The organism is Spongisporangium articulatum (assembly GCF_044465595.1).
Classification (GTDB): Bacteria; Actinomycetota; Actinomycetes; order Actinomycetales; family Kineosporiaceae; genus Spongisporangium; species Spongisporangium articulatum.
On record NZ_JBITLV010000004.1, the window covers coordinates 299,168 to 312,259 of the forward strand.

Here is a 13,092-nt window from a genome sequence, read left to right on the forward strand (position 1 = left end):
CCGATCGGGGATCGGCGACGAACGACAGATGTGGACGTGGTCATGCGCACCAGGCATATCGGTAACCCCAGCCCCGGCCGGCCGGTCGGCGACGAGGCGGGCGAATCCGCCCCTGCTCCGCGGCTGAGCGTCGCCCGCCGGTCCGGCCCGGCCCCGGTCGCCGCCGCGCTGGTCCTGCACGGCGGTCGCTCGGACTCGTTCGCGCCCGTGCGACCCACCCAGCTCGCGGTCCTGCGGGTCCGGCTGCTGGCCGCGGCCCTGTACCGCCGGGTCGGCGGTGCGGGGACGGCGGTCTACCGGCTGGAGTTCGCCGTCCGCGGCTGGAACGGCGAGGTGGCCTCGCCGGTGGCCGACGCCCGCTGGGCGCTCGAGCGCATCCGGGCCGACCTCGGCGACGTGCCCGTCGTCCTCGTCGGGCACTCCATGGGCGGCCGGACGGCTTTGCGGGTGGCCGGAGCCCCCCAGGTGCGCGGGGTGGTCGCCCTCGCTCCGTGGACGCCGCCGGGTGAGCCGGTCGCGCAGCTCGCCGGCCGCCGGGTGCTGGTCGCGCACGGCACGGCCGACCGGATCACCTCACCGGCCCAGTCCCGGGAGTTCACTCGCCGCGCGGCCGCGGCGGGGGCCGACGTCGAGTACGTCGCGGTCCCGGGGGAGACGCATGCGCTGCTGCGCCGACCGCGCACCTGGAACGGGCTGGTGGCGCGCGGGGTCGCCGAGGGACTGAACCGGTGAGGCGGGTCGCCGTGGTCGGAGCCGGGGTCTCCGGGCTCACGGCCGCCTACGTGCTGCGCCGCTCGCGCGACGTCACCCTGTACGAGGCGGACGCCCGGCTCGGCGGGCACGCCCACACCCACGACGTGCTCGACCCGACCGCCGGGTCCATCCCGGTCGACACCGGGTTCATCGTGCACAACGGGGTCACCTACCCGACGCTGCTGCGGCTGTTCGGCGAGCTCGGCGTGCAGACCCGGGAGACCGACATGTCGATGTCGGTCTCGTGCTCCGGTTGCGGGCTGGAGTACTCGGGCGGGCAGGGCGCGCGCGGCATCGTGGCCCGGGCCCGGTTCCTCGGCCGGCCGCGGTTCGTCCGGATGCTGACCGAGGTCACCCGCTTCCACCGGGCCGCCCGGGCGCTGCTGTCCGGGGCGGGGACGACGCCGGACGACGTCACGCTCGCCGAGTTCCTCGACGCCGGTGGGTATTCCGCGTACTTCCGCACGCACTTCATGACGCCGCTGGTGGCCGCCGTCTGGTCGAGTGCCCCGGCGACGGCGCTGCAGTACCCGGCCCGCTACCTGTTCGCCTTCCTGGAGAACCACGGGATGCTCTCGGTCGGAGGCTCCCTGCGCTGGCGCACCGTCGTGGGCGGCTCGCGCACGTACGTCGAGGCGGCGGTGAAGGAGCTGGCCCAGGTGCGCACCGGCGTCGGAGTCCGCGCGGTCACCCGCCACGCCGACGGCGTCGAGGTGGTCGACGACGCCGGGGAGGTGGCGCGCTACGACCAGGTCGTCGTGGCCACCCACCCCGACCAGGCCCTGCGGCTGCTCGCCGACGCCACCGCCGACGAACGGCGCGTGCTCGGAACCTTCCGGTACACGCCGAACCCGGCTGTGCTGCACACGGATTCGCGCGTCCTGCCCCGGGCCCCGCGGGCGCATGCCGCGTGGAACTACCGGATGACCTCGTGCACCGCCCCCGCCGAGGCCGTGCAGGTGAGCTACGACCTGACCCGGCTGCAGGGGTTGCCCGGCGGGCGCCGGTACTTCGCCTCGCTCAACACCGGAGTCGACGAGGCGACCGTGATCGCGCGGATGCCGTACGAGCACCCCGCCTACACGCCCGAGTCCGTGGCCGCCCAGGCCGACCTCCCCGCGCTGAACGACGGCCGGACGGCCTTCGCGGGCGCGTACCACGGCTGGGGTTTCCACGAGGACGGCGCCCGCTCCGGCCTGGCCGCGGCCCGCTCGCTCGGGGGCGACTGGTGAACCCCTTCGACCCGCAACCCGCCGCCCTGTACTCCGTCGAGATCGCCCACGCGCGGACCGCCCCGCTGCGCAACGTGTTCCGCTACCGCAGCTACCTGTGGCTGGTCGACCTCGACGCCCTGCCCGTGCTGCCCCGGGCCCTGCGGCCCCTGGCCCGGTTCCGGGCCGCCGACCACTTCGAGGGGGCCGGGACGACGATCCGGGCCCGGCTCGACGCCTACCTCGCGACGCAGGGCGTCGACCTGCGCGGTGGGCGCGTGCTGATGGCCGCGTCGGCCCGGGTGCTGGGGTACGTGTTCAACCCGCTGTCGGTGTTCTGGTGCCACGACCCGTCGGGCGACCTGGTCTGCGTCGTGGCTGAGGTGCACAACACCTACGGCCAGTGTCACCCCTACCTGGTCCGCACCGACGCGCGCGGCGGCGCCGAGACGCCGAAGGCCTTCTACGTATCGCCTTTCGAGCCGGTCGAGGGCACCTACCGGATGTCCCTGCCCGAACCCGGCGAGACCCTCGAGCTCGTCGTCACCCTGCACCGGCCGTCGCCGCCGGACGGCGGTCCGCCCGCGCCGCCGTTCGTCGCCACCGTGCGCGGCCGGCGCCGTCCGGCCACCGCGGGCACTCTGCTGGCGCTCGCCGTCCGGTCGCCGCTGGCGCCGCTCGTGGGCGCCCTGCGCATCCGCCGCCAGGGCATCGCGTTGTGGCTGCGGGGCCTGCCCGTCGTCCCCAGACCCGGGACCACCCGACCCGACCCTTCCGCCGAACGACAGGAGGCCGTCCGTTGACCTCGCTCTCCGAACCCGTCACGCCCGACACCCCCGAGACCCAAGCCCTGACCCAGGCAGACCTGGCCGCCCGCTGGCCCGACGTCGTCCGGGTGCCCAAGGCCCGGCTGCGCGCCGCCGTGACCCGGAAACTGTTGATGGCGGCCACCAACCGGCTGCCGATCCGGGTCGAGCTGCACGACCGGGGCGGGATCGTCCTGAAGGGGGCCGGCGGTCCGGCCGACCCGCTCATGCGGGTGCTGCGGCCCGAGGACTTCTTCGCCCGGGTCGCCACGGGTGGGTTGATCGGCATCGGCGAGGCCTACCTGGCCGGCGACTGGGAGCCGGGACCCTCGACCACCGGGCAGCGCGACGGGCTGGTGGACGTCCTCACCGTGTACGCGGCCGAGCTGCCCCGGCTCATCCCGCAGCGGCTGCAGAAGCTGCGCCGCTTCGCCGTCCGGCGCCAGCCGCACGCCGAACGGAACACCCCGGACGGCGCGCGCAGCAACATCTCCCGGCACTACGACCTGTCGAACGACATGTTCGAGACGTTCCTCGACGAGACGCTGACGTACTCGGCGGCGATGTTCGACCCGGCCAAGCTGGCCCCGGCCTGGGCGGACCTGCCGGCCGCGCAGGGACGCAAGATCGAGCGGCTGCTGGACGCGTGCCGGGTCGGGTCGGGCAGCCGGGTGCTCGAGATCGGCACGGGGTGGGGCGAACTGGCGCTCCGGGCGGCCCGCCGCGGTGCGACCGTGCACTCGATCACGCTGTCCGAGGAGCAGCTGAAGCTGGCCCGCGAGCGGGTGGCCGAGGCCGGGTTCGCCGACGCCGTGACGATCGAGCTGTGCGACTACCGGATGGTCGAGGGCGAGTACGACGCCGTGCTGAGCGTCGAGATGATCGAGGCCGTCGGCGAGCAGTACTGGCCCGTGTACTTCGGCAAGCTGAGCGACGTGCTGGCTCCCGGCGGCCGGGTCGGGCTGCAGGCCATCACCATGCCGCACGACCGGATGGTCGCCTCCCGCACCACGTACACGTGGATCCACAAGTACGTGTTCCCGGGCGGGTTGATCCCGTCGGTGCGCGCCATCCGGGAGGCCGGGGCCGCTGTGGGGCTGGCCGTGGTGGACGACGTCGCGTTCGCCGACGGGTACGCCGAGACACTGCGGCTGTGGCGGGAACGGTTCAACGACCGGGCGGACGACGTCGCGCGGCTGGGCTTCGACCCCCTGTTCCGCCGGATGTGGAACTTCTACCTCGCCTATTCCGAGGCCGGCTTCCGGTCCCGCTACCTCGACGTGCACCAGTTCGTGCTGACCGCGGGCGCCGGGCGATGACGGTCCTCGAGGCCCCCACCGGGACGGGTGTCGCCGCCGAGCTCGCCGCCCTCGCCGAACGCCTGCTCGGCGGCCCGCTGCCCGTCGGCCTCAAGGCCTGGGACGGCAGCCGGGTCGACCCCGTCGACCCGGCCGCGCCCACCCTCGTGATCGCGTCGCCCGACGCGCTGCGCCGGCTGCTGTGGCACCCCGGTGAACTCGGCCTCGCGCAGGCGTACGTCACGGGTGAACTGGACGTCGAGGGCGACCTGGCCGCCGGCTTCCGCACGGTCCGGCGCCTCGACGCCCGGATGCCCGGCCCTCGCGAGCTGGCCGCCCTGGCCCCGCGGCTGTTCGGCACGGTGCGCCGCAGCGGCGCCCTGAGCCGCCTGGTCGCGCTCCCGCCGGCCCCGCCCGACAGCCAGGCCCGACTGCGCGGCCGCCTGCACTCGGGCCGTCGCGACCGGGCCGCGATCGCCCACCACTACGACCTCAGCAACGACTTCTACGCGTTGATCCTCGACGAGCACATGGCCTACTCGTCGGCGTACTTCACCGAACCCGACCAGTCGCTCGAGGCGGCCCAGGCCGCCAAGCTGGCGCTCGTCGTCCGCAAGCTCGGGCTGCAACCCGGTGACACCCTGCTGGACGTCGGGTGCGGGTGGGGTTCGCTCAGCGTCTTCGCCGGGCGCCTCGGGCTGCGGGTCACGGGCATCACGCTGTCGCAGCAACAAGCGGAGTTCGCCCGGGCCCGCGTCGAGCGCGAGGGCCTGACCGGCCGCGTGCAGATCCGGCTGCAGGACTACCGGGAACTCGAATCCTCCGCAGCCGTGGGCTGTTTCGACGGTGTCGCGTCGCTGGAGATGGGCGAGCACGTCGGGCAGGGCAACTATCCGACGTACGCGGGCATCCTGGGCGCGATGGTCAGGCCCGGGGGCCGCGTGCTGGTGCAGCAGATGTCCCGTGGGCTCGGCGCTCCCAACCGCCACCCCGGCGGCGGCCCGTTCATCGAGGCGTACATCGCCCCCGACATGTTCATGCGCCCGGTGGGGGAGACGGTCGCCTTCCTGGAGCGGGCCGGCCTGGAGGTCCGCGACGTGCACGCGCTGCGCGAGCACTACGTGCGTACCGTCGAGCACTGGTACGCGACGTTCGAGCAGAACTGGGACCGGGCGGTGGCGATGGTCGGCGAGGAGGTCGCGCGGGTCTGGCGGCTGTACCTGGTCGGCGGAGGGCTGGCGTTCGAGGAGGGCCGGATGGGCGTCGACCAGATCCTCGCGGTGCGGTCCGGACCGCACGGGTTCAGCGGAATGCCGGAGGTGCGTACCTGGTGAGCGTTCTCGTCGTCCTGCTGGTGACCGCGCTCGCCGCGGTCCTCGTCCAGCTGCTCACCTGGCTCGTCGCGCTGCGCCTCGGCCGGGTGAGCGTGGTGGACGTGACCTGGGGGCCCACCTTCGCGGTGATCGCCCTGGTCGCCTTCCTGGCCACCCCCGACGACGGCGACCCGGCCCGGCGCGTGGCCCTCGTCGTCCTCACCACGGTGTGGGGGTTGCGGCTGGGCACGCACATCGGCCTGCGCCAGCGGGGCGTGCCGCGCGGCCAGGACGGCGAGGACCCGCGCTACACGGAGATGCTGGGCCGGTCGAAGCTGCCGCCGAAGCTCGCGGCGCTGGTGATGGTCTTCCTGCTCCAGGCGGCCAGCGCGTGGTTCATCTCGCTGCCGGTGCAGGTCGGCCTGATCAGCGACGGCAGCCTGATCGGGCCGGCCGGGTTCGGTGTGCTGGCCTGGCTGGGCGTCGCCGTGTGGTCCGTCGGGTTCTTCTTCGAGACGGTCGGCGACTGGCAGCTGCAGCGGTTCCGCGACGACCCGTCGTCGAAGGGCCAGGTGCTGAACACCGGGTTGTGGCGCTACACCCGCCACCCCAACTACTTCGGGGACGCCGCCGTCTGGTGGGGCCTGTTCCTGATCGCCGGGGACGCCGGCTGGCCGCTGCTGGTCTTCCCCGCGACCGCCTTCATGACCTGGCTCCTGGCCGCGAAGACGGGTAAACCGCTGATGGAGAAGGCGCTGTCGAGTTCCCGTCCCGGCTACGCCGAGTACGTCGAGCGCACCAGCGGGTTCATCCCGCTCCCGCCGAAGCGGCGATGATGCGTTTGCGCATGATCACCACGTACTCCGTCGATCATGCGCAAACGCATCATCCGCCGGCGTTCTCGCCGTGCCACGAGCGCCACAGCGCGGCGTAGCGGCCACCCGCGGCGACCAGCTCGTCGTGCGTGCCGAGTTCGGTGATCCGACCCGCCTCGACCACCGCCACCCGGTCGGCGTCGTGCGCGGTGTGCAGCCGGTGCGCCACCGCCACCACGGTGCGCCCGGACAGCACGGCCGACAGCGACCGCTCCAGGTGCCGGGCCGAGCGCGGGTCGAGCAGCGACGTCGCCTCGTCCAGCACCAGCGTGTGCGGACCGGCCAGCACCAACCGGGCCAGGGCCACCTGTTGCGCCTGGGCCGGGGTCAGCGCGTGCCCGCCCGACCCCACGACCGTGTCCAGGCCGGCCGGCAGGGCGGCCGTCCAACGGTCGGCGTCCACCGCCACCAGGGCCGCGACCAGCTCCTCGTCCGACGCGGAAGCTGAAGCCAGCCGTAGGTTCTCGGCCAGCGTCCCGACGAACACGTGGTGCTCCTGGGTGACCAGCAGCACCTCACCGCGCAGGTCGTCGACCGGGAGCCGGGTCAGCGGCACACCGCCGACGCTGACGTCGCCCACCCGCGGCGGGTGGATGCCGGCCAGCAGCCGACCCAGCGTCGACTTGCCCGCCCCCGACGGACCGACCACGGCCAGCCGCTCCCCGGGCCGCAACGCCAGGTCGACGCCGTGCAGCACGTCGCGCTCACCGCGGTAGGCGTAGCGCAAGCCGCGCGCGACGATCTGCTCGCCGTCCGGCGCGTCCGCCCCGGCCGAGCGGTCGGGCGGCACCTCGCCGATGCCGATGATCCGGCCCAGCGCCGCGGCCCCCAGCTGCAGCTGGTCGATCCATTCCAGCAGTTCGCCCAGCGGGTAGGAGATCTGGACGGCCAGCAGCGCCACCGCCGTCACCTGCCCGGCGCTCACGTGCCCGTTCAGGGCCAGCCAGCCGCCCCAGCCGGCGATGACCGCCACCGGCAGCACGAAGTGGAACTCCTGCACCGGGTACCAGACGGAACGCAGCCACAGCGTGTACCGCTCGGTCCGCCACACCTCGGCGAGCGCGGCGTCCATCTCCGCGGCCCGACGAGCCTGCAGGTTCTGGGCCGTGACCGTGCCTGCCGCGTCGATCGTCTCGCTGATCACGCCGTTCATCCGCGCCCAGGCGGCCATCTCGGCCAGGTACCCCGCGCGGGCCCGGCGCAGGTACCAGACCGCCGACACGTACGGCCCCGGCACCGCGACCAGCCACGCGACCGCCACCACCGGTGAGGCCAGCAGCATCGCCCCCGCCGTGATCAGCATCGTCGCGCTCGCCACGATGACCGACGGGACGGCGTAGCGCACGGACTCGCTGATCGTCTCCACGTCGTTGGTGGTCCGCGAGATCAGGTCACCGCTGCCGGCCCGCTCCACCGTGGAGAGGGGAAGCCGGGTGACCTGGTCGACGAAACGTTCACGCAGCCGGGCGAAGACGCGCTCCCCGAGCAGGCCGGCCCGCCGGTTGCCGCGCCAGGTGAGGAGCGCCTGCAGTCCGAGTGCGCTGGCTGAGCCGAGCGCCACCTCGACCAGCGTCGTCCGGGTCGCCGTGCCGTCCTGCAGCGCGTCGACCAGGCGGCCGAGGAGGAACGGCGCGACCAGCCCGGCCAGGGCCACCCCGGCCTGCAGGGTCAGCATCCAGGCCAGCTCGAGCCGGTGCGTGACGAGCAGGTCGACCGTCTCCCGGCGCACGCGGTCGGGGCTGGCGACCGGAAGCGTCTGCGTGCTCACGATCCCTCTCCCTCCTCGGGCTGTGCCTCCAGGTCCCGGACGACGAGTGCCCGGTAGGCGGGGTCCCGCGCCAGCAGCTCGGCGTGGGTCCCGGTCGCGGCCACCCGGGCCGCGCCCAGCCGCACCACCCGGTCGCACCGCTCCAGGACGAGCGGGCTGCCGGTCATGACCAGCGTCGTGCGCCCACCCCGCGCCGCGGCCAGCCGGTCGGCGATCCGGTCCTCGGTGTGGGCGTCGACCGCCGACGTCGGCTCGACCAGGACCAGGACCTCGGGGTCGCGCAGGACGACCCGGGCTAGGGCCAGGCGCTGCCGCTGGCCGCCGGAGAGGCCCCGGCCACGTTCCTCGACGGGGGCGGCCAGGCCCTCGTCGTCCAGGTCGAGCACGTCGAGTGCGTCGGCCGTCTCCAGCGCGGCCAGCACCTCGGCGTCGGTGTGTCGGGCCCACGGGTCGACCGCGGTGCGCACGGTCCCGGTGAACAGGCGCGGTTCGGCCTCGGCCACCAGAACCCGGTCGCGGTAGGCGGCCGGGTCGAGCCGGTCCGCGGACGTCCCGCCCAGGCGCGGCGCCTCGGTTCCGGCGGCACCGGGCAAGCGGGCCAGGCGCTCGGCCAGCGCGACGGCGTCGTCCGGGTCGTCGGTGACCAGGCCGGTCAGCAGCCGCGGGGTGACGGTCAGGCCGCTGGCCGGATCGTGCAGCGGGGCGAAGGCGGCCGGGAGCGCGGCCTTCTCGCTCGGGCCGGGGTCGACCTTGCGGGCCAGCACGGAGAGCACCCGCTGGGCGCCGATGCGGGAGCGGACCGCCTTGCTGAGCAGCTCGGTGAGTGTCTCCATCACCGTCCGCAGGAACGCGGCGTAGCCGAAAACGGTCACCACCTGGCCGGGTTCGAGCCGGCCGGCGATCGCGGCGTCGGCCGCCAACCAGGTCAGCGCGACCACGAAGACGCCGGGCAGCAGCACGTGCGCGGCGTCCAGGAGCGACTGCACGCCGGCCACCCGCACCCCGGCGAGGCGGACCTGCTGGCTGCGCACCCCGTACCGGTTCGAGAACTGCGTCTCGCCGCCGATGCCCTTCAGCACGCGTAACCCGGCCACGGTGTCGGCGCCCAGCGCGGTCAGTTCGCCCTCGACCTGCCGGTGGGCCCGCTGCGCGCCGGTCAGTGGATTGATCAACAACGCGAGAACGCCTACGAGGAGGGGCATCCCGGTCAGCACGCTGATCCCGAGCACCGGTTCGACGCGCCACAGCAGCACCGTCACGAGGGCTCCGCTGACGACCGCCCCCGAGCCGCGGCCGACCAGGTCGAACAGGTCGCCGATGCGAGGGGCGTCGGAAGTGGCCACCGAGACCACCTCGCCGGTGGTCGTCCGGGCCGCGACGGCCGGCCCGTGGTGCGCCGCGTGGTGACCCACCACCTGCTCGGTGCGCAGCGCCGCCTGCAACCAGTTGGCCACCGCGAGCCGGTGCCGGACGACGCCGCTGCCCGCCGTCAGGAGGCCCGCGCCGGCCAGGGTGAGCGCGCCGACCAGGACGTGCCTCGGGTTCCGCGCGAGAACCCCTGCGTCGAGCGTGTTCCCGAGGACGGCCGGGACGGCCGCGCGGCTGGCCATCCAGACCACCCCGACCGCTGCGGCCAGCGCGAGGGTGCGCCACTGCCGCCGGCCGAGCGAGGCCAGGTAGTGACCCGGCGAGCGCTCGTCGGCGGCGTGGACCGCGCGGTCGGGGATGGTGATCACATGTCACCACGCTACGGAACCGCTCAGCTACGGTCGAACGATTTTCGCCGCGATCGGAGTCCGGATACCCCTCATGATGCCCCTCGCGATGGAGCGTCCGCTCAGCGCGGCAAGACCACCGTCGGGTCGCTGGTCTGGGTTATGCCGGCCGAGTTGGGCAGGCCGACCAGATAGGCGGCCAGGGCCCAGGCGGCGATCAGCAGGATGCCGAGCAGAATCGCGGCGACCCGGAACCTGCCGGCGTTTCGTAGCGTGGTGAAGGCGGCTCCGAGCGCGACCGCCAACCCGCCGCCGGGAACCAACATCCCGGCGGCGAGGATGGCGAGAAAGGTCAGGGCCAGAATCAGACCGTTGGTTCCGCCGTTCGTTTCATCGGCCGTGAGGTCCATTTCAATTCCTCTCATTCCGTGAACTGCGGGCGGAATCAAATTCCAGTTACGTCAGTAGGGAATCGTGGCCGTCACTGTGCCATTTCCGTTCGGGTGATAGTTCATTTTATGGGTTGCCGTCGCGGCAGCGGGAACGCTCACCTTGAAGATATCGAAGATGTCCATCCCTGCCGTACGCTCCCCTCGCTTGCCGCACTGCTGGACCGTGATCGTGACCCAAGTGCTGCCACCGAGATCGCAGGTGTGGTAGCCGTTCGTCGTGCCGCGGTAGTTCGCCACCCAGACGGTGTACCCATCATAGTAGAAGCGCCCCTCGTGCACCTCTTTCCAGAAGGTGACTCCAGCCTTCTTCGCGATGTACGACTGGGACCACGAGCGCGAAGAGATTGGACCGGAAGCTGCTGCAGCAGAGAGCTTCTGGCCGGTCGCGGAAGTGAGCGCACCGTCAGTGGCCAGGTCGCCAGCCGACACGGGGGTCGACGGTCCGGTCGTGGTTTCCACCGTGAAGGTGCAGGGTGTCCCGTTCTTGGACGGGTCGCAGGCGGTCTCGGCTCCCGTAATCCGGGTGGTGATGGCTGGCTGCGCCATGACGGAGCTACCACTGGATGCCGCCGCCGCTCCGGTCGCCCCCACACCTCCGGCGACGAACATTGATCCGACCGCGAGCAGGCAGCAGGCAATCTTGGGTAAAGACATGTTTCCCCCCGATGTGATTAATATGTCCGCACCGGGAAATGTAATGAGCGCGCATCCCGATCCGCAAGGCCTAGGCGCAGGAATTCCACGACTACTTTGGGTAATGGGAGTCGCTGTGTCTATGTATGGCGAGATCGCCCTGCCCCGGACGATTCTTGTCACTTGTGATGAGGGGAAGCCGGGCTCCGGCATCGCTCGGCTTAGGCTCACCGCATGCCACTGCCCCCCGCCGTCCGCCGCGCCCTGCGCCTGGACGACGCCTGGTGGCCGCGGCCCGCGCTGAACGCCGCGGGCGAGCACCGGCACACGGTCGGGGCCCGGCCGGTGGACGCCGGGAGCTGGCTCAGGCCCCGCCCCCACGACGAGGCGCTGGTCGAGTGGAAGGACCGCCGCCTGGCTGAACTGGGGCCCCGGGCCTTCCGCGGCGGCCCGGACACCGTCGAGGCCGGGCGGGCCGTGCTCGACCTGCTGGGCCGGCGGCCCCACGACGTGAAGCACCCGCTCGACCTGGCCGCCCGCTACGTCGCCGAGGACCTGTGCCTGGTCGACGTCACTGGCCCGGAACCCGTGCTCGTGGCGGGCAGCGTCGTGATGCCCAGCGGCTGGCTGATCGGCGACAAGGTGGGCCGCCCGATGCTCGCCGTGCACGAGCCGGTGCCGCAGTACGCCGAGCAGATCGGCACCGCCTCGGATCAGCTGCTCCGCAAGCTCACCGCCGACCGCATCGTGGCCCGGGTGAACTGGACCATGCAGGCCGGGGACGCGTTGTTCCGCCCCCCGGGCGACCCGCAACCGCCGGTGAGCGGGCCCGCCGAGGCGGCGGACGTCGTCCACCTGCGCGTCGAGTACCAGACCCTGCGCCGGGTGACCGACGCCCACGTGCTCTTCACCATCCGCACCGCGCTGGAGCCGCTGACCGCGCTCGCCGACCGGCCGGCGCTGCTGGCCACCACGCGGGACGCGCTCGCCAACCTCCCGCCCGACCAGCGCGTCTACAAGGGCATGCAGACCTTCGCCGAGCCCGCCCTGACCTGGCTCTGCGACGCTGCTCTACGGTGATCGGGTGCTCCGCACGGCCTTGAGACCCCGCTGGCTCGCGCTGCTCTTCGTGGTGCTGCTCGCCGCCAGCGGCATGGCCCTGCTCGGGACCTGGCAGCTCGACCGGGCCCGCGCGAACGGCTCGAGCGCCGCGTCCGAGACGGCCGCCGCCGAGGCCGCCCCGAAGCCGATCGGCGCCGTGATCAAGGCCCGCGAGACGTTCCCCAAGGACGCGGTCGGGGTGCGGGTCACCGCCTCCGGGCACTGGGACGGCGCCCGCCGGCTGCTGGTGGCCGGACGCGAGCTGGGCGGGCGGTCGGGGTACTGGGTGCTGCTGCCGCTGGTGCTGGCCGACGGGAGCGCGGTTCCCGTGGTCCGCGGCTGGATCGCCTCGCCGGACGACCCGTCCGCGTCCACGGCCATCGACCAGGAGGTCACGGTCACCGGGTTGCTGCAGCCGTCCGAACCGGCGCAGGACCTCGCCCCCGGCCGGAGCGACGGGCTGCCCGACGGGCAGATCGCCTACGTGTCGATGCCCGACCTGCTGGGGCACTGGACGGCGAATCCGCTGGTCACCGGCTTCGTCGTCCAGCAATCTCAGGCGCCGGCGACCGGGGCGGCGCCCGCCGTCGTCCCGCCGCCCCCGCCCCACCAGGGTTACGACTGGCGCAACCTGTCCTACGCCGTCCAGTGGTGGGTGTTCGCCGGCATCGGGCTGCTGTTCTGGTGGCGCCTGGTCCGCGACGACCACCGGGGGCTTCTGCCCACAAGTCGGGCGGATACGGTGACGCCGTGAAGCAGCTGCAGCCCGCTCTGACCCGCTACCGCGTGATGGCCTGGGCGACCGGCGTCCTGCTGCTCCTCCTGACCCTGCACGTCGTGCTCCAGGTCGTGCAGTTCGACGGGCCGTCGTTCTCGTGGGCCGGGGTCTTCGAGGAGCCGGGGCTGGACGACGCGGTGCCCGGCGCGGGGCACGTGATCCCGATCCTGCACGGCTGGCTCTACCTGATCTACGTGGTGACCGCCGTCGACCTGTGGATGCGGACCCGGCTGCCGTTCGTGCGGACCCTGCTGGTCGTGATCGCGGGGACCGTCCCGGCCATGAGCTTCGTCGCCGAGCGGTGGGTCACCAAGCGCGTGCAGCCCATGATCGACGCCGTGCAGCCGGTCGACGCGTCGGCCGCCCCCTAGCGCCAGTACGCTTTGCGG

13 protein-coding genes are annotated in these 13,092 nt (G+C 73.2%); 9 read left to right on the forward strand and 4 right to left on the reverse strand.

Annotation, left to right across the window (positions count from 1 at the left end):
• Nucleotides 1-42: 42 nt before the first annotated feature.
• Genes ACIB24_RS14025 through ACIB24_RS14050 form a run of 6 tightly spaced genes read left to right on the forward strand, consistent with a single transcriptional unit; the run spans nucleotide 43 to nucleotide 6,217 of the window.
• Nucleotides 43-732, forward strand: a complete 690-nt coding sequence (locus ACIB24_RS14025; protein ID WP_398281284.1) for an alpha/beta hydrolase — start codon at nucleotides 43-45, stop codon at nucleotides 730-732.
• Nucleotides 729-1,985, forward strand: a complete 1,257-nt coding sequence (locus tag ACIB24_RS14030) for an NAD(P)/FAD-dependent oxidoreductase (RefSeq protein WP_398281287.1) — start codon at nucleotides 729-731, stop codon at nucleotides 1,983-1,985. Before ACIB24_RS14025 ends, ACIB24_RS14030 begins: the two co-directional genes overlap by 4 nt.
• Entirely contained in the window at nucleotides 1,982-2,767 is a 786-nt protein-coding gene (locus ACIB24_RS14035; protein ID WP_398281290.1) for a DUF1365 domain-containing protein, read from the forward strand. The genes ACIB24_RS14030 and ACIB24_RS14035 overlap by 4 nt, the downstream gene beginning before the upstream one ends.
• Nucleotides 2,764-4,089: a class I SAM-dependent methyltransferase gene (locus ACIB24_RS14040; RefSeq protein WP_449619056.1), complete on the forward strand. Its 1,326-nt coding sequence runs from the start codon at nucleotides 2,764-2,766 to the stop codon at nucleotides 4,087-4,089. Before ACIB24_RS14035 ends, ACIB24_RS14040 begins: the two co-directional genes overlap by 4 nt.
• Nucleotides 4,086-5,402, forward strand: coding sequence for a class I SAM-dependent methyltransferase (locus tag ACIB24_RS14045; RefSeq protein ID WP_398281292.1), 1,317 nt, complete (start codon nucleotides 4,086-4,088; stop codon nucleotides 5,400-5,402). Before ACIB24_RS14040 ends, ACIB24_RS14045 begins: the two co-directional genes overlap by 4 nt.
• Nucleotides 5,399-6,217, forward strand: coding sequence for a DUF1295 domain-containing protein (locus ACIB24_RS14050; protein WP_398281295.1), 819 nt, complete (start codon nucleotides 5,399-5,401; stop codon nucleotides 6,215-6,217). Before ACIB24_RS14045 ends, ACIB24_RS14050 begins: the two co-directional genes overlap by 4 nt.
• 49 nt (nucleotides 6,218-6,266) lie before the next feature.
• Here ACIB24_RS14050 and ACIB24_RS14055 read toward each other — a convergent pair whose 3' ends face one another.
• The 4 genes from ACIB24_RS14055 to ACIB24_RS14070 all read right to left on the reverse strand — a co-directional run bounded on the left by ACIB24_RS14055 (nucleotide 6,267) and on the right by ACIB24_RS14070 (nucleotide 10,845).
• A complete protein-coding gene (locus ACIB24_RS14055; protein ID WP_398281298.1) occupies nucleotides 6,267-8,024 on the reverse strand; it encodes an ABC transporter ATP-binding protein in 1,758 nt (585 codons plus the stop codon).
• Complete coding sequence (locus tag ACIB24_RS14060) at nucleotides 8,021-9,760, reverse strand: ABC transporter transmembrane domain-containing protein (RefSeq protein WP_398281301.1); 1,740 nt, start codon at nucleotides 9,758-9,760, stop codon at nucleotides 8,021-8,023. The genes ACIB24_RS14055 and ACIB24_RS14060 overlap by 4 nt, the downstream gene beginning before the upstream one ends.
• Nucleotides 9,761-9,861: 101 nt before the next feature.
• Entirely contained in the window at nucleotides 9,862-10,149 is a 288-nt protein-coding gene (locus tag ACIB24_RS14065) for a hypothetical protein (RefSeq protein ID WP_398281304.1), read from the reverse strand.
• 51 nt (nucleotides 10,150-10,200) lie between these two features.
• On the reverse strand, nucleotides 10,201-10,845 hold the full coding sequence (locus ACIB24_RS14070) for a hypothetical protein (RefSeq protein WP_398281307.1): 645 nt from the start codon (nucleotides 10,843-10,845) through the stop codon (nucleotides 10,201-10,203).
• A gap of 213 nt (nucleotides 10,846-11,058) precedes the next feature.
• Between ACIB24_RS14070 and ACIB24_RS14075 the strand changes: the two genes are divergently transcribed.
• From ACIB24_RS14075 to ACIB24_RS14085, 3 genes are read left to right on the forward strand one after another with little or no spacing between them, the layout of a single operon-like run.
• Nucleotides 11,059-11,904 (forward strand): heme-dependent oxidative N-demethylase family protein, encoded by an 846-nt coding sequence (locus tag ACIB24_RS14075; RefSeq protein ID WP_398281310.1) that lies wholly within the window; start codon nucleotides 11,059-11,061, stop codon nucleotides 11,902-11,904.
• A gap of 4 nt (nucleotides 11,905-11,908) precedes the next feature.
• Entirely contained in the window at nucleotides 11,909-12,679 is a 771-nt protein-coding gene (locus tag ACIB24_RS14080) for an SURF1 family protein (RefSeq protein WP_398281313.1), read from the forward strand.
• Complete coding sequence (locus ACIB24_RS14085) at nucleotides 12,676-13,074, forward strand: DUF3817 domain-containing protein (RefSeq protein ID WP_398281316.1); 399 nt, start codon at nucleotides 12,676-12,678, stop codon at nucleotides 13,072-13,074. The genes ACIB24_RS14080 and ACIB24_RS14085 overlap by 4 nt, the downstream gene beginning before the upstream one ends.
• Nucleotides 13,075-13,092 lie beyond the last annotated feature (18 nt).

Bases quoted from the DNA above. Each gene is read 5' to 3' on its own strand.
- ACIB24_RS14045 (WP_398281292.1), top strand. From the start codon at position 4,086: ATGACGGTCCTCGAGGCCCCCACCGGGACGGGTGTCGCCGCCGAGCTC.
- ACIB24_RS14070 (WP_398281307.1), bottom strand. From the start codon at position 10,845: ATGTCTTTACCCAAGATTGCCTGCTGCCTGCTCGCGGTCGGATCAATG.
- ACIB24_RS14065 (WP_398281304.1), bottom strand. From the start codon at position 10,149: ATGGACCTCACGGCCGATGAAACGAACGGCGGAACCAACGGTCTGATT.
- ACIB24_RS14025 (WP_398281284.1), top strand. From the start codon at position 43: ATGCGCACCAGGCATATCGGTAACCCCAGCCCCGGCCGGCCGGTCGGC.
- ACIB24_RS14075 (WP_398281310.1), top strand. From the start codon at position 11,059: ATGCCACTGCCCCCCGCCGTCCGCCGCGCCCTGCGCCTGGACGACGCC.